14 protein-coding genes and 1 tRNA gene are annotated in these 16840 nt (G+C 59.5%); 8 read left to right on the forward strand and 7 right to left on the reverse strand.

Features of this window, described 5'->3' with window-relative positions; translation table 11 throughout:
• Positions 1-68: 68 nt before the first annotated feature.
• From QWY84_RS00100 to QWY84_RS00135, 8 genes are all read left to right on the forward strand, one after another.
• Positions 69-1685, forward strand: coding sequence for a sensor histidine kinase (locus QWY84_RS00100; RefSeq protein ID WP_290202651.1), 1617 nt, complete (start codon positions 69-71; stop codon positions 1683-1685).
• Positions 1682-3034 carry a sigma-54-dependent transcriptional regulator gene (locus QWY84_RS00105; RefSeq protein ID WP_290200341.1) on the forward strand — a complete coding sequence of 451 codons (1353 nt, stop codon included), beginning with the start codon at positions 1682-1684 and terminating at the stop codon, positions 3032-3034. Before QWY84_RS00100 ends, QWY84_RS00105 begins: the two co-directional genes overlap by 4 nt.
• A gap of 345 nt (positions 3035-3379) precedes the next feature.
• Positions 3380-3805 (forward strand): pilin, encoded by a 426-nt coding sequence (locus tag QWY84_RS00110; protein WP_290200342.1) that lies wholly within the window; start codon positions 3380-3382, stop codon positions 3803-3805.
• 164 nt (positions 3806-3969) lie between these two features.
• Positions 3970-5883: a hypothetical protein gene (locus tag QWY84_RS00115; RefSeq protein ID WP_290200343.1), complete on the forward strand. Its 1914-nt coding sequence runs from the start codon at positions 3970-3972 to the stop codon at positions 5881-5883.
• A gap of 94 nt (positions 5884-5977) precedes the next feature.
• Positions 5978-7921, forward strand: a complete 1944-nt coding sequence (locus tag QWY84_RS00120) for a hypothetical protein (protein ID WP_290200344.1) — start codon at positions 5978-5980, stop codon at positions 7919-7921.
• Between the two features lie 48 nt (positions 7922-7969).
• The gene (locus QWY84_RS00125; protein WP_290200345.1) at positions 7970-8833 is read left to right on the forward strand and encodes a glycosyltransferase family 2 protein; all 864 of its coding nucleotides are present in this window, start codon (positions 7970-7972) and stop codon (positions 8831-8833) included.
• Between the two features lie 23 nt (positions 8834-8856).
• Positions 8857-10131, forward strand: coding sequence for a glycosyltransferase family 4 protein (locus QWY84_RS00130; RefSeq protein ID WP_290200346.1), 1275 nt, complete (start codon positions 8857-8859; stop codon positions 10129-10131).
• A 293-nt stretch (positions 10132-10424) separates the two neighbouring features.
• Positions 10425-11054, forward strand: a complete 630-nt coding sequence (locus tag QWY84_RS00135) for a hypothetical protein (RefSeq protein WP_290200347.1) — start codon at positions 10425-10427, stop codon at positions 11052-11054.
• Positions 11055-11110: 56 nt separating this feature from the next.
• Here the strand turns inward: QWY84_RS00135 and QWY84_RS00140 are convergent, their stop codons facing one another.
• The 7 genes from QWY84_RS00140 to QWY84_RS00170 form a co-directional block, all read right to left on the reverse strand.
• On the reverse strand, positions 11111-11917 hold the full coding sequence (locus tag QWY84_RS00140; RefSeq protein WP_290200348.1) for a hypothetical protein: 807 nt from the start codon (positions 11915-11917) through the stop codon (positions 11111-11113).
• Between the two features lie 213 nt (positions 11918-12130).
• Positions 12131-12553 carry a CBS domain-containing protein gene (locus QWY84_RS00145; RefSeq protein WP_290200349.1) on the reverse strand — a complete coding sequence of 141 codons (423 nt, stop codon included), beginning with the start codon at positions 12551-12553 and terminating at the stop codon, positions 12131-12133.
• Positions 12554-12642: 89 nt separating this feature from the next.
• Positions 12643-13677 (reverse strand): dienelactone hydrolase family protein, encoded by a 1035-nt coding sequence (locus QWY84_RS00150; RefSeq protein WP_290200350.1) that lies wholly within the window; start codon positions 13675-13677, stop codon positions 12643-12645.
• A gap of 116 nt (positions 13678-13793) precedes the next feature.
• Positions 13794-13870, reverse strand: a tRNA-Met gene (locus QWY84_RS00155).
• 242 nt (positions 13871-14112) lie between these two features.
• A complete protein-coding gene (ychF, locus tag QWY84_RS00160) occupies positions 14113-15204 on the reverse strand; it encodes a redox-regulated ATPase YchF (protein ID WP_290200351.1) in 1092 nt (363 codons plus the stop codon).
• Positions 15205-15388: 184 nt separating this feature from the next.
• The gene (pth, locus tag QWY84_RS00165) at positions 15389-15976 is read right to left on the reverse strand and encodes an aminoacyl-tRNA hydrolase (RefSeq protein ID WP_290200352.1); all 588 of its coding nucleotides are present in this window, start codon (positions 15974-15976) and stop codon (positions 15389-15391) included.
• 27 nt (positions 15977-16003) lie between these two features.
• The gene (locus QWY84_RS00170) at positions 16004-16723 is read right to left on the reverse strand and encodes a 50S ribosomal protein L25/general stress protein Ctc (protein WP_290200353.1); all 720 of its coding nucleotides are present in this window, start codon (positions 16721-16723) and stop codon (positions 16004-16006) included.
• Positions 16724-16840: the final 117 nt, after the last annotated feature.

Here is a 16840-nt window from a genome sequence, read left to right on the forward strand (position 1 = left end):
AACTCTCCCGAGATCGGGGGCGGGCGGATGCCCGCCGGTACAGGGCAGGAGGCTTCGCACCGTTGAGCGTGCTCAACGACACCATCCGCGGCAGCACCACCAGCGGCCAGGAGCGCTACACGTGGCGCCCCCTGCGGCTGTTCGCCTGGTACCGCCTGGTCGTGGCGCTGATGCTGACGCTGGCGTTCGTCACCGGCCAGGACACGTTGTTCATCCGTTCCGATCAGCCGGTGCTGTTCCTCCAGATCGCCGTCGTCTACCTGACCGTCGCCCTGGTGGCGCTGGTACTCGCCTACCAGGTGCGCCGGCTCCTGACCCTGCAGGTGGGCCTGCAGACGCTGCTGGATATCATCATCCTCAGCGCCCTCATCTACACCGCGGATGCCCAGGATCCGGGCCTGGCGGCGCTGATGCTCGTGGCCGTGGCCGGAGGCGGCATCCTGGTGGCGACGCGCCTGGCCGCGCTGTTCGCGGCCCTGGCCTCGCTGACCCTGCTGTTCCTGGAGTTCCTCACCCAGCTGGATGCCACCGCCGACACCGCCGGCTACGCCCGGGTCGGCGCCTTCGGGGTCGCCCTGTTCCTGGTCACGCTGGCCGGCAACCTGCTCGCCCGGGGCGCCCGCGAGGGCCACGCCCTGGCGGAGCAGCGCGGCGAGGACCTGGCCGACCAGGAAGTCCTCAACGGCCACATCGTCCAGCGCCTCCAGGACGGCGTGCTGGTGCTCGACCGCGCCGGCCGCGTGCGGCTGATGAACGCCACCGCCTGGCAGTTCCTGGGCCGGCCCGCCGAGCTGGACGCGCCGCTTCTCGACGACCTGTGCCCGCCGCTGGCGCGCGCCCTGGCGCGCTGGCGCGCCGAGCCCCGGCGCGAGCCCGAGTCCGTCCAGGCGGCCCCGACCGCGCCGCAGCTCCAGCCGCGCTTCCGCGTGCTCTCCGATGCGCCCGGCGGCGGCGTGGTGATCTTCCTGGAGGATCTCGCCGAGATGCACGCCCAGGTGCAGCAGGCCAAGCTCGTCTCCCTGGGCCGGCTGACCGCCAGCATCGCCCACGAGATCCGCAACCCCCTGTCGGCCATGACCCACGCCGGACAGCTCCTGGGGGAAGCGGACCTCGGCAGCGGCGACCGCCGCCTGGTGGACATCATCCATCGCCACGGCCAACGCCTGAACACCATCGTCGAGAACGTCCTGCGGCTGTCCCGGCGCCAGCAGCCGGACCAGGAAGCCATCGACCTCGCCGGCTTCCTGGCCGAGCTGCAGCGGGACGTGGACAGCCAGCCGGAGCTGCAGCCGGTCACGCTGGACACCGGGGGCGTCGACGAAGGCTTCACCGTCGCCTTCGACCGCGGCCACCTGAACCAGCTCCTCATGAACCTGATCACCAACGCCGCCCGGCACGCGCGCCGCCCGGAACGCAACCTCGCGCTCACCTTCGAGACCGGGCACGACGTCCGCGAGCAGCCCTACCTGGATCTCGCCGACAACGGCCCGGGCATCCCGGAGACCGACCGCGAGCGGCTGTTCGAGCCCTTCTTCACCACCGCGGGTGACGGCACCGGCCTGGGCCTCTACCTTTGCCGGGAGCTCTGCGAGGCCAATCACGCACGGCTGGGCCTGGTCCACACGGACGCCGCCGGCACCCGCTTTCGTATCACCTTTTCCGCGACAGGACACGAGGCGCCATGAGCACGGAACGTCCCCTGGCACTGGTCATCGACGACGAGCCCGACATCTGCGAGCTCATCGTGGTCACCCTCGAGCGCATGGACATCGACGCCGAGCAGGCCGGCACCCTGGAAGAGGCGCGACGGCTGCTGGACGAGCACAGGTTCGACCTCTGCATCACCGACATGCAGCTGCCCGACGGCAACGGCATCGATCTCGTCGCCGAAATCAACCGGGAGCGCCCCGAGTTGCCGGCGGCGGTGATCACCGCCTACGGCAGCATGGATGCCGCCGTCCAGGCCCTCAAGGCGGGCGCGTTCGACTTCGTGCCCAAGCCGGTGGACCTGGGCATGCTCCGCCAGCTGGTGGACGGCGCCATGCGCCTGACGCGGGGTCCGCGCATCGACCGCCGCTCCCGGGACACACTGCTGGGCGAGTCCCCGGCCATGCAGAAGATCCGCGGCACCATCGTCAAGCTGGCCCGCTCCAACGCCCCCATCTACATCAGCGGCGAGTCCGGCACCGGCAAGGAGCTGGTCGCGCGCACCATCCACGACAAGGGCAACCGCCGGGAGGCGCCCTTCGTTCCGGTCAACTGCGGCGCCATCCCGTCGGAGCTCATGGAAAGCGAGTTCTTCGGCCACGTGAAAGGTGCGTTCACCGGCGCCAGCCGCGACAAGCAGGGCCTGTTCCAGGCCGCCGACGGCGGCACGCTGTTTCTGGACGAGATCGCCGAGCTGCCCCAGCCCATGCAGGTCAAGCTCCTGCGCGCCATCCAGGAGAAGGCGGTGCGCCCGGTGGGCGGCGAGCACGAGCAGCCCGTGGACGTGCGCATCCTCTCCGCCACCCACCAGGATCTCGCCCAGCTGGTGGAGACCGGCGACTTCCGGCAGGACCTGTTCTACCGCATCAACGTCATCCAGCTGGCTGTGCCCAGCCTGCGCGAGCGCCGCCAGGACATCCCCATGCTCGTGGACCACATCCTCGGGCGGCTCACCGGCGACGGCGACCACCGCATCCGCGTCAGCGACACCGCCCTGGGCACGCTCCGGGCGTACGCATTCCCGGGCAACGTGCGCGAGCTGGAGAACATCCTCGAGCGTGCCCTGACGCTGTGCGAAGGCGACACCATCGAGGCGGAGGACCTCCAGCTGCCCAGCCACGAGGGCAACGGCACAGCCGGTACCACCGAGGCCACCCCCGAGCCGAGCGAGGACTTCGCCCTGGACGACTACCTCGCCGACGTCGAGCGCAACGTCGTGGTCAAGGCCCTGGAGAAGACCCACTACAACAAGACCGCCGCCGCCCAGCTGCTGGGCATCAGCTTCCGCGCCCTGCGCTACAAGCTGAAGAAGCTGGACATGGAGTAGCCGGATCGGGGCTGAAGCCCCTCCCACATCTGAACGTGGGGAGATGCCCCCGTGGGAGGGGCTTCAGCCCCGACAGGCGACTGACAATTTACGTCACCCGACCCGACCGCCATGTGACAAACCCGGGCACCCCACACACCCAAAATGTGAACCAGTTCACACCGACCTCCCCGCCAGCCCGCAGGACACGAATCGGGCACCTACTTGGCACGGTCCGTGCTCTAGTCAGACCAGAACTTGATCACACCGACCCGGTTGAGAAGTTCTTGCCGATCCGGTAAAACCCGGTTGCACTCGCTCAGGACCGAGCGGGTCAGCCGAAACCAAGATGGAAGGAGCAATACCATGAAGGCACAAAAGGGTTTCACGCTTATCGAGCTGATGATCGTCGTGGCGATTATCGGCATCCTGGCGGCCATCGCGCTGCCGGCTTATCAGGACTACACCGCCCGGGCGCAGGCCTCCGAGGGCTTCTCGGCCACTTCCGGGCTGCGCTCCGATATCGCTGTGTACTTCTCCGAGAACGGGGCGGGTGCTGACCCGACTTCCGACGCCGCCATTCCGAGTCAAGCGGCCTCTCTCAACGGCCAGTACTTCAACGCTGGCAACGTTTCCGTCAACTCCAGTGGTGCAATCTCCGTTGCTTTCCAGGACGGGGTGCATTCAGGCGAAACGATGGCCCTTACACCGTCTATCGAATCATCCGGCCAGATTTCCGGCTGGAATTGCAGCGGGCTGGACCCGGAATACCTGCCTTCCGCCTGCCGCTAACTCCGTTAGCGTTGAAGCGGGGTGTGCGTCCGCACACCCCGCTTTTCGTCCCATAAAGGGTACGAACCCTTTTGGGATCACCATCTTTGCCGCATAAAATACCTCTTCACTTTCTGCTAGAGGTAGAAAATAGCTAACTGCAACAGAATCACGGAAACCGGCTGATGCGTCCAACAAAACGGATTTTTCTATACGCCGTATCAGTCCTGATACCGATCTGTGTGCTCTTGTGTGTCTACGCCCTGTACCTGCCCGGCCTCGCTTCAGGGTTCCAGTTTGACGACAATATTAATCTTCGTGCACTTGAGGAAATCGGCTCCTCTATCTCTATTGCCGAATTCATTTTCTCAGGCCAAGCTGGCCCTCTAGGTCGGCCAATCGCTCTCGCAAGCTTTGTTCCGCAGGCGGATGCATGGCCAGACAATGCTCGGCCCTTCCTCCTCGCGAATGTCCTGCTGCACCTGCTGAATGGCGTGGCCGTAGGATCCTTGGCGTATTTGCTCTTACGGGCGTCGGGACAAACTAGGGACGTGCGGAAGAGTTACTGGATTGCGGTAGGTGCTGCAGCGATCTGGCTGTGCCTTCCCCTCCTTGCCTCGAGCAATCTCTTCATTGTCCAACGAATGACGACACTGGCCGCATTCTGGGTACTGTCGGGACTGTGCCTGCACGTGACCGGAAGGCGCTTGGTGGAAGACCGGCCGTCCACCGGGCTTGGCTTGATGTCTCTGGGAACATGTATTGGATTGGGACTTGGCGTATTCACCAAGGAAAACGCGGCCGTCTTCCCTCTGCTCGTCCTGGTTCTCGACCGCACCTTGTTCAGTCACCGGATAATGCCCGACGCCTATCGTTGGTGGCGCTATATCTTCGCGATTACACCCACAGTGATGATCGCCTTGTACATGCTGTATCGACTCGTAGACGGAGGAGGCTATGACATACGGCATTTCACGCTCTTAGAGCGGATGTTCACGCAAGGCGTGGTCCTATTTGATTATCTACGCCTGATGCTATTACCGAACAGCGCGTCCTTCACGCCCTTCGGGGACGGCTATCCGCTATTCGGTGGCCTGCCCGTCATGGCGGCTGCCTTGGTTACGATTGCCTGGTTCGCGGCAGCAGTAGGTGCTGTTGTCGCAGGGCCTCGATGGCCGGTACCGTCGTTCGCAATACTCTGGTTCCTTGGCGCGCATTTGCTGGAGTCCACTTGGATTCCCTTGGAACTCTACTATGAACACCGCAATTACTTGCCGTCCGTCGGAATTATTATCGCCTTCTTGTTCGCCATAGGCCGTCTTCAGGGCCTCAAAAGGAACCTGGCAATCGTAGGCGTAGTAGGATACGCCGTTGTGCTCGGACTTTCTTTAGTCCAAGTTACTACATTGTGGGGGACACCACGCATCGCCGCGGAGCTATGGTGGGATCGTAATCCCTCCTCGGCACGGGCAGCGCAACACTTGGCACAGTACCACCAGCGGGAGCAGAATCCGCTAGCCGCCATCCATGTGCTCGACGAATCAGCGCAACGACAACCCAACCAGATGACGCTCCCTTTACGCGCACTGAGGATTACATGTGAGCTTGGGCGCGACTCAGAGACTCGTCGACGCTTTGAGGAAATCCGTGGGAAAGCGGCAACATCGGTATTTATTAATCACAATCCGTCGGGTGACACCAAGACGCTAAGCGAACTGTTCAGCGACGTTCAGTCCAATAGATGCGGCAGTCTCACGCCGCTGGATATTCGCTCACTTGCGAAACAGTATCTGGCCAATTCCTCGATACAGGCTAGTGATACTGCTGCGGCGAACGTGCACATCATTCTCGCTCGAGTGGCGTATAGCAGGGATAAAGGGGACCGCGCCATGGAGCATCTGTTCACCGCACTGCGGAAGAATGCGACCGTGAACACCGCCGAGCATGCCTTGCGTCTCGCGGAAGAGCACCAGCGCCCCGAATGGGTAAGGACCGTCATCGAGATCCTTGACCCGCTTTGTTCCTTGGCACCATGGCAATACAACGCTGAACTCTGTCAACTCATAGCCAACGCGAGACAGCTCGTGAAGAGGATGTAACACAAGGAGTCGGCGATAGGCGTGGAGAGGCCCACTCAGGATACCTCCCAGTAAAGACGTCCGAGACTGCTCGGCACGGAGACCAAGCCGGGTTATGACCTTCAGAGCAAACATGTCACTGCTCACGCGCTTCGTTCTAGGGCTCGCACTCATTGCGGGAATTGTCGCGATATATTGGCCTGGACTTAACGGTGCCTTCCTCTTCGACGACGCTCCGAACCTTGAAGGGCTTTCAACAGTATCGGACCTTCGTTCAGCCATCACCTTCATGCTATCCGGAGAGGCCGGACCAACCGGGCGCCCGATTGCACTGGCGTCATTCTTACTACATGTTGATGCTTGGCCGGACAACCCTCGTCCGTTTCTGGTACTAAACCTTGGCATCCACCTGTGCAACGGCTTTCTGGTAGGACTGCTCGCAGCCATGTTGGCGCGTCACTCTCCAAGAAATACGGGCGGCGCTGCCACGTCCTTTACCCCGTTCATCATCGCGGCATCGATATGGCTGTGCCTGCCTTTATTAGCATCCAGTACGCTCTTCGTAGTGCAGCGTATGACGACGCTGTCCGCCATGTTGGTCCTCGCGGGGCTAGTAATGCACTGCTACGGCAGGACACGAACCGTTGAGCGGCCGGCCTATAGCGTCGTCTTCATGACCGGCGGCGCGACGGTAGCCATGATCATGGGCATACTCGCCAAGGAAAATGCGGCGGTTTACGGCCTCATCGTGCTCACCCTTGATCGCACGGTATTGTCGAATCTTCAGCAACCTTCGCACTACCGACTCTGGCGATCGGTAGTTATCGGTATGCCGGTTGTAGCCTTGCTGGCTTACCTTGCTTATCGTTTCCTCACCGGTATAGACGAGGCCGGTTTTGAGGCACGCGCATTCGATCTTGGAGAGCGCCTACTTAGCCAAGGTGTTATACTGTTTGACTATCTGCGTCAATTACTCTTGCCGTATAGTCCGACCATCGGACCGTTTCATGATAATTATCCCCTGTACGGCGGCCTCCCTCAGTGGATCGCCGCCCTAGCACTCCTTACCTGGGGTGTAGTAGGCCTTGCGGCGCTCGCGTTAGCCCATCGCTATTCGGTCTTGTCCATGGCTATCCTGTGGTTCTTGGCCGGCCATATCATTGAATCTACTTGGCTGCCACTGGAACTCTACTACGAACATCGCAACTACCTCCCGTCTGTCGGCCCTGCTATTGCCATAGCCCTCGCTGTCCAAGTTCCTCAAGGATCTAAACGCCGGCTTGTCCTTTCCGGCGTAGTCTCGTATATCGCGGTGCTTGCATTCTCCCTACTGCAGGTAACAAGTCTCTGGGGCAATCCGCGCATCGCGGCCGAACTCTGGTGGGCACGAGCCCCCGGGTCCGAGCGCGCCGCCCAGTTTCTTGCGCGATACCACCTGCAGGAGAATGCCGCTCCAGTAGCTCTACGGGTTCTCGACAAGACCTCCGAACAGACCCCTAGCCGCATCATATTGCCGTTACAGGCACTTGAAATCTCATGTTCCCTTGACCGAGAACAGGAAACTCAGGAAAGACACCAGAGAATCCTGCGACAGGCGCAGCGAGCAACGTTCGCCGGGAAACCGGGATTTACCGCAAATCTCTTAAATGGCCTGATCGACGATATCGAGGCCGGGCGGTGCACAGCGTTGGCTGCGGCGGATATCAGCCGGCTGGCAGACGAACTGTTGCGGAATCACGCCGTGCGCGCATCGGCTACTGCCGAAGCGAGTTTACATACTGTACGTGCCCGCACCGCTCGCCTCGCCAACCAGTCAGCCATAGCCGCTAAGCACCTACTTCACGCGTTACGACTACAACCGGACCCCGAGACCGCCCGTTGGGCGATCACGATGGTCCGTAGTGCGGAACAATCAACGCTTGCAGATGAGCTTGTCGCAGAACTCCAGCATTTAGCCCGCACTACCGCGTCTACAAATGCCGTTTGGCAAGAAATACTCTCGCAAGCGGAGCAAACGCGATATCGACTTCATAGCCAGCGGACAACAGATAACGGGTAGTTTTCGTTACGGTACCAAGGCATCACGTGCGCATGGAGAGGACCAGTCATGTCACTCAGCATCATATTACCAGCGAAAAATGAAAAAGATGGCCTAGCCGAGGTATTACCGAAGCTCCAGAACCTTTTTCCAACGGCAGAAATCATTGTTGTCGATGACGGCTCCACGGATAGTACCGCCACGATTGCAAAAAGCGGCGGTGCGCACGTGATTCAGCATCCTCAAAGTTTAGGTAACGGCGCCGCCGTAAAGCAAGGAGCGCGCTCTGCCACCGGAGAGATCGCGGTTTTCATGGATAGCGACGGGCAGCATGATCCTGCTGATATTTCCGCTTTACTCGCGAAATTGGACCAAGGTTACGACATGGTTGTAGGAGCCAGAATTTCCAACACACATACTTCCTGGCTTAGACGCCTCGGAAACGGATTCTACAACCGTCTAGCGTCATTCATGACTGGCCACAACATTCAGGATCTAACTTCCGGTTTCCGAGCTGTAAGGCTGCGAAAATTCAAACAGTTCCTTTACCTTTTACCAAATGGCTTTTCCTACCCGACCACTTCAACAATGGCTTTCTTTCGATCCGGGTACCCCGTCGCTTATGTTCCAATCAAGGCAGCCTCTCGCCAGGGTAGCAAAAGCAGTATTAGAGTCGTTAAAGATGGAATGCGCTTCTTTATAATCGTCCTTAAGGTCGGTGCACTTTACTCACCTATGAGACTATTTCTTCCGGTGAGCTTCTTCTTCTTTTCTGTCGGTCTTCTTTACTATGGATACACCTTCATAACTGCGCATCGCTTCACTAATATGAGCGCACTTCTTTTTATTACTTCGATGACAACATTCTTGATTGGAATAGTCTCGGAACAAGTTTCTTCTTTGCACTATCGCAATTTTGAGAAAGATAATTAATTCAGCATACAAAGAAGCTCAATATGATTTCTAACCATCATAAAAAACACGCTCACAATGACAAACCCCAACTCCTTGTCGTAACGTCGACCTTCCCTCGATGGCATGGAGATTCCGAGCCGGGATTTGTCTATCAGCTGTGCACGCAGCTTCTTGACCATTTTTCTATCACTGTTATCGCCCCAAGTGCCCCAAAGGCTAAACATAGAGAAGAAATGGATGGCCTTAACGTCGTACGCTACCGATATTTTATTAACCGTTACGAGACTCTCGCGACGGCGAACGGCGGCATCATAGCAAAATTGCGAGCAAATCCAGCTTGCTATCTTCTTTTGCCACTATTTCTCCTCGCACAACTAATAACTGTCGCTCGTCACGTCCGCACTGGCCGCTACGCGGTAATCCATTGTCACTGGCTTATACCTCAGGCCCTTGTCGCGCTACTCGCGTTGCGGCTTGCCTCCAAACAAACTCCGCTGGTATGTACCTCCCATGGGGGGGATCTATATGCCCTTCGCGGCTGGCCGTGGCAAGAAATAAGAAAGTGGATAATAAAGAAGCTACAAGCTCTTGCTGTGGTTAGCAATGCGATGCGCGACGATATAATTTCCTGTTACGGGAATAGACACGATTTCCCCCCCATAAAGGTCGCACCCATGGGTGTAGACTTGACGCACAGATTCACTCCACCCAATCGCCCATTGGATCGGGAGGTTAATCAACTTCTTTTTGTCGGTCGCTTAGTTGAAAAAAAGGGGTTAGCTGTGCTTCTCCAAGCTTTTCCCTCCGTACTGGCCCACTATCCCGATATCAACCTCAAAATCGCAGGCGATGGTCCGCTTGCGCCGGAACTCCGCAAACTCGCCGGTAAACTCGGAGTGGCCTCTCATACGGAATTTCTCGGCATGATCAACCACGACGACTTACCCGGACTTTACCAGAAATCAACTGCGTTGATCGCGCCATTCGTAGTTGCGCACGGGGGCGATCAAGAAGGCCTCGGCTTGGTACTGGTAGAAGCACTCGGTTGCGGTTGTCCAGTAGTCGCCTCAGATCTCCCGGCGGTACGGGACGTCCTTTCTCGCGAACGCGCCTCCCTCGTTCCTCCAGGCAACCCCGACGCCCTAAGCAAGGCTATCCTTGAACTGCTGTCCGACTCGATTCGGCGACACCGTTTCAGCGAAGCCGGCCTTGCGTTTTCTCGCACCGTGTACGATTGGCCCGCCGTCGCCAACCGTTATACTTCCATCATAAAGGACGCCGCCGGTTTAACAACTAGATCTGGAATTATCTCGTGAATATCTTAAGTCATTTCTCAAGAATAATCGACATATGCACTGATAGAATTGAGAACTGGATATCCCATAAGCAAGCGAATGTGAAATCAAAAAGAACTCTAAAATCATTTTTTTACCTCCTTAGCATTCTTCTTTTCATAGGAGGTTTATACTTTTCCATTGCTTCGTCTCCAGCAATATTATACAGAGTCAATTGGTTCACGGCCCTCCTTCTAGTTATCGCTTGGACTCCTGCCGGGATCATCGCTGCAGCTGTCCGGCTACGGTATACAGCCCTCGTCATTGGCTACAAAATGAGCCTGAACCGTAGCGTCATAGTTACGGCATACAGCATTCTGGCCAGTATCCTACCTGCCGGGCGCATCGTTGTGCGTACTGTAGGGATGAAGGAAAAAGGGAAGCCATTCTCGGGAGCTCTCTCTGGCTCTTTAATTAATCTATTGACCAGATCTGCGTTGATTATAGCGGTTGCAGGGTCAGGATTTTTTATCCTCGACTCGCAACCAATAGGTTTTATATTTGTTTTTTTGTCTCTATTTCTGTTACTTTTATCGTTCCTGTTTGTAAAGAAAAAAAACCCTAACTCATCTTTTCTATATCTTATTTTTCTTGAGATAATTTTTTTCCTTCTGTATTTTTATCGCATTCTCTTTTCATCACTCGCCTTAGGAGCAGCCACTGATACGTGGACCGTCGTCTGTATATTGATTTCTAGCGTGGTTGGATCATTAGTAGGAATCGCCCCTTCAGGCATAGGTGTTAGCGAGCTTATTGCAATGTTTACAGCTCCCCTAACCTCGAACTCGGCGCAGGAAGCGTTCTTGATCTTGGCACTCGTGCGTGTAGCCAGCATTTTAGTAGCGGCCTGCATTGCCTTAATACATATGTCGTTATACGGAAAAAGATTAAGGAAAGAACCTTAAATAATCAAATTATACTTTCTGTGATAATTAGACGATAATAAAAAATCTCACCGATCCTATAACCTATACCCCCAGCGCTCAGCGAAAGGATAGCACCAAGTGCTAGCCGCATCCTTTATTCGTTTTTCTTCTTCTTCAGTTACACTAGTGTCTGGGGAGGAATTTAGCTTTTCGGACAAAATATCAGGGGAGAATGCGGTGCTGAACTTCCGGTCATCGAACGCCCCCAAAAACTCTGCGAGGCGAACGAATTCAGTTGAATCTCCATTCTCATTGAAAATATCTTCAAATCGAAATACCCTTACTCTCTTGTTATCATCTTCCGTTTCTTTTATCCTTGTGTATACAATATGCCAAAACCACGCTATCCGTTCTATAGGATGCATACGTCCCCACCGGATTGCGGTCTTCTTGTCTCCAATCATTTCTGGAGATATTCGCATATTAAGTTTTTGCAAATAATCTTTCTTTCCGTATCTATCGCCTCTTTTCCAGTACGAACGAATCCATGATTCAGGCTCCCTGACTATAGCGGCAACATTGTAGTGGAGAAAAACCTTTTCAATAACAGGGAGCAATCCGTATAAAGCATAGTTTGATTCAATAATTAGATCGCGACTGACTTTTCTGTAGAACTTGGTTCTGTTTTTGGCAATCTGTTCGGCGGCCTCTTCATCGCTCAATCGACCGGCAAGGTATCTATTATTTATATTTCTAACGCCGGTTCGAGAGATAATCTTCCCAAGTAGACCTCTATAGATTCCAAATTCAGAAATAACACGAAACGCGTCAGATACAACACGCCCTCTATGGATTCCGTCAGGCTCATGAAATGCAGCGGATCCAGGGAATATCTCGCTCATCTTTTGTCCGCAGAACGCAGTTCCTGTACGGCCGGCAGAGACAACAAAGCCGACGTGCTGATTCTGTAGATCTCGTATCACCAAATCATTCCTTAAATTCAGAAAAGGAGGCGGCAGGAGGGACTACACACCGGCTCGCCGTAGTCCCCCATAGCTCGAAACTTTTATTCGCCTTGGCACGACCTCACCTGTCCATGAGTTTATGCTACCTATTCATCCAGTTGCGCGACGCAATGCGTCGAGAAGATCCTCGCGGGCTACAATGCCAGCCAACCAATCTCCGTCCATGACCGGCAAACTCTTCACCCCCATTTCCACCAGTCGCTGCAGCACGCGTGTCAGCGGCTGGTCCGGCGGTACGGTGATCGGCTCACGGGTCATCACCTTACTCACCGGCTCCTGCATGATCTCGCTGTACGGGGGCACGATGTGTTCCGGCCGCAGGGTGAAGGCGCGGAGGATGTCCATCTTGGTGACGAAGCCGGCCAGGCGGCCTTCGTCGTCCACCACCGGCATGCCGTTGAACCCGTGCTCCTCGAACAGCGCCTGGGCGTCCGCCAGCGTCGCCCACGGGCCGACCGTTACCGGATTCCGGATCATCACGTCGGCCGTGGTGTACTGCACGAACTCGTACATGGTTGCTCCTGCCTCGGTGTTCGTGGCGTTATTCTAGCGGACGCGCCTTCGGGTGTCGTTGCGCCCCCCCGGTACGCCCGGGGCGATTGCTACTGCAACGTCTCGCTGAAGAACCCGACCATGTCCTCGCGGAACCTGCGTGCCAGCTCCGGCGTGGAGCCGAACGACGCCCCCCGCTCGGCGAGGCCGGATTCCATGACCTGGCGCATGCGGTCCCGGTCGCTCACGCTGCCCTCGTAGTCGCCGTCGCGGTAATCACGGAACTCCGCCTGGCCGTTGATGTACCAGATGGGGAACCGGGTCGCCTTGGTGGCGGCGGGCACTTCCTGGACGTCCACCTGTCCCCGGTCGAAGGCGTGGTGGGCACCGGGAACAAGCCACAGCGACGACTGACCTTCGTTGAGCAGGCCGATGGCCTGCTCCCACGCCTGGCACTTGATCGGGGACACCCAGTTGTCCTGGTCCCCGATGGCAATGCGGACCTGCGTATCGCCCACCTCCGGCCGGCGGAACTGCGCTCCGCACCAGGGGTAGGCGCCGTAGGCCGCGGCGAAGCCGGTGTCCTCGCCCAGTAGCGGATCCGCCAGCTGGCGCATGGCCGCCTGGACGGCCACGTAGCCGCCCCGGCTGAATCCGATCACGCCGATACGGTCACCATCCACCGCGTCATGCTCTTCAAGGAACTGGTACGCGGCGAAGGCGTCATAGACAGAAGTCGCCCAGGAGATCTTCGTCTGGTCGCTTATCGTGTCCTCCACGCCCCGGGGCGTGAACGGGTCCACCACCAGGGCGCCGATCCCGGCGTCGAGCAGGAGGCTTGCCTGCTGGGGATCCGCGTCCGGGCGCACGCCTCCGCTGCCGGGCATGAAAACCACCACCGGGTGCGGCCCTTGCCCTTGCGGCAGATACAGCCGCGCCGCCAGCTGCTGGTCCTGCTCCACCTCGTCCGCCACCAGCTCGTCCAGGACCGCCGGGTTGCCGCTGGGGAACGTGACGGTCTCCCCCTGGCCGCCAAGTTGCCACGCGGGATGCCCGAAGGGCGTCTGTGCTGCCGCGACGGAACACGCCAGGAGCATCAGGACGCCGGCACTGACGAGACGGAGATACGGGAAACGTACGGGCATGGCCTTCTCCCCTTCTGGTTTTCTCGCGGCGCGGACGGCGACATTCCGTCGGCTCATGCCCGTGCAGGTTACGTCGGGGCATCTGGCCGCTTCAACCGGGAGGGGAAGGAGAGAAATGGTGGCTACGGGTGGATTTGAACCACCGACCCTCGCATTATGAGTGCGATGCTCTGACCAACTGAGCTACGTAGCCACGGGTCCTTGCGGGAAGCGGGATTGTCCAACCGATGGGGCGAGGTGTCAAGCCGCGGGCGGGGGAGATGCTCTGGAAGGTCGCGGCTGAAGCCGCTCCTACATGTGCCGGCATGGCGCCCGCGCGAAAGCCTTGTGGGAGGGGCTTCGGCCCCGACTGCCCGGGGCACAGGAATATTCTCTGGAACGTCGCGGCTGAAGCCGCTCCTACGGCCTTCGGACGGCTACCGGCCGCGCCGCGGCTCAGACGTTGAAGCGGTAGTGAACGACGTCGCCTTCCTGGACGACATATTCCTTGCCTTCCAGGCGCATCTTGCCGGCATTCTTGGCGCCGGTCTCGCCCTGGCAGGCGACGTAGTCGGCGAAGCTGATGACCTCGGCGCGGATGAAGCCCCGCTCGAAGTCCGTGTGGATGCGGCCCGCCGCCTGGGGCGCGGTATCGCCCTTGCGGATGGTCCAGGCCCGCACTTCCTTGGGGCCGGCGGTGAAGTACGTGCGCAGGCCGAGCAGGTCGTAGCCGGCACGGATCAGCACGTTCAGCCCGGGCTCTTCCAGGCCGTACTCGGCCAGGAACTCGTCGCGCTCCGCCTCGTCCAGCACCGACAGCTCCGCCTCGATGGCGGCGCACAGGACCACCACCCCGGCCTGCTCGCGCTCGGCCATGGCCCGGACGCGATCCAGGTCGGGATTGTTCTCGAAACCACTCTCGGTGACGTTGGCCACGTACAGCACCGGCTTGGCGGTGAGTAGATGGAACTCCTTCACCAGGGCCTGCTCGTCGTCGCCCAGATCCAGCAGGCGGGCGGGCTCGCCCTCGCCCAGGTGATCGCGCAGCCGACGCAGTACGTCGCGGCGGCGCACCGCCTCCTTGTCGTTGGACTTGGCCTGACGCTCCACCTTCTGCAGCGCCTTCTCCACGCTTTCGAGATCCGCCAGCACCAGCTCGGTATTGATGATCTCCGCGTCGTCCACCGGATCCACCCGGCCGGAAACGTGGTGGACGTCGTCATCCTCGAAGCAGCGCACCACGTGGACGATGGCGTCGGTCTCGCGGATATTGGCCAGGAACTGGTTGCCCAGCCCCTCGCCCTTGGACGCACCCGCCACCAGGCCGGCGATGTCCACGAACTCCATGGTCGTGGGAATCACCTTCTCCGGCCGGGCGATGGCCGCGAGCTGGTCGAGCCGCGGATCCGGCACCGGCACGATGCCGACGTTGGGGTCGATGGTGCAGAACGGGTAGTTCTCCGCCGGGATCTCGTTGCGCGTGAGCGCGTTGAAGAGCGTCGACTTGCCCACGTTGGGAAGGCCGACAATGCCGCATTTGAAGCCCATGGTGCGTTGTCCGCGGTTGGTGGCGTTGATTGTGCTCTGGGAAGTCGCGGCTGAAGCCGCTCCCACAGCGAGGCTTTCACCTAACTAAGCACTGAGTCGTTTTCGCGAACCGCTGTGCGGCGCCTCGCGACCCGGCTGCGCCCGCGCTGCCCGGGAAAAGGCGCGCAAACGGTTCAGCATCTCCCTAGCGGGTGTGGAGCTGCTGCATGGCCTTGTCCATCTGGCCGTCCAGGATCAGGGTCATGGCCTCCACGGCCCGGTCGACGGCGTCCTCGATGGCCCGGCGATCGTCCGGCGACGGGCGGCTCAGGACGTAGGGCACCACGTCGTCGGAGTGCCCCGGATGGCCGATGCCCAGCCGCAGGCGGTAGAAATCCCGGGACCCGAGCGCCTGGACGGTATCCCGCAGGCCGTTGTGGCCGCCGTGACCGCCCCCGCGCTTGACCCGTACCGTGCCCGGGGGCAGGTCGAGCTCGTCGTGGGCGACCAGGACGCTCTCGGCCGGGATCTTGTAGAACCCGGCGACCGGGCCGATGGACTGGCCGCTGCGGTTCATGTAGGTCGACGGCTTGAGCACGTGAACGGGGCCGCCGGCGGTCTCCAGACGGGCCGCCTCGCCCCGGGAGCGGGCATCCGCGCGCAGCGACGTGCCGTGCCGGCGAGCCAGCTCGTCCACGAACCAGTAGCCGGCATTGTGGCGCGTCCCCGCGTACTTGTCCCCGGGGTTGCCCAGCCCGACGATGAGCCGGATGGGCGCATGCTCATTCGTCATGGCGCCCACCCGCCGTCCGCCGCCCGGTCATTCCTTGTCTTCGTCGCCTTCGGCGTCGCCGCCCTCGTCGGCCCCGGATTCGTCCTCGGCACCGGTGTCGCCGGCGGCCTCCTCGGCAGCGGCCTCTTCCTCGGCGGCTTCCTCTTCCTCGAGCTTGGCGGCACGCGGCTGCGCGATGCTGACAACGGCGTGGTCGTGGTCATGCATGTCGCCGCCGTGGGCGAACGCCTCCAGCTCCACGCCCTCGGGCACTTTGAGCTCGGACAGATGGACGGAATCGCCGACGTCGAGGTCGGCCAGGTCGACCTCCAGATACTCCGGCAGGTCCTTGGGCAGGCAGCTGATGCCCACCTCGATGAGGTCCTTGTGGACGACACCACCGGCCTTGACACCCTTGCACTCCTCCTCGTTGAGGAAGTGGACGGGGATGTTGGTGGTCAGCTTCTCGTCGGCCTTGATGCGCAGGAAATCCATGTGCATCACCAGATCCTTGAAGGGATGGCGCTGCAGGTCCTTGAGCACCGTCTGCTGCTTCTTGCCGCCAACGTCCAGGCTGACGATCTGCGAGAAGAACGCCTCCCGCTCCATGAGCTTTGACAGCTCGAAGACACTGACCTGGATCTGCTCCGGGTCCTTGCCTGCGCCATAGACAATGGCCGGCACCTTCTTCTGCTGACGCAGGCGGCGGCTCGCACCTTTCCCTGCGTCCGTGCGCGGCTCGGCACCGAGTTTCAGTTCAACGGACATGGCTTCGTCTCCATAACGAATGAAACCCGAACGTCCCCGCGACCAGGGAAGATCGGGTAGAAAGAGTCTCTTTGTCTGTAGGAGCGGCTTCAGCCGCGACCGCCCCAAGCGCTCTGG

This window comes from Aquisalimonas lutea, assembly GCF_030409225.1.
Classification (GTDB): Bacteria; Pseudomonadota; Gammaproteobacteria; order Nitrococcales; family Aquisalimonadaceae; genus Aquisalimonas; species Aquisalimonas lutea.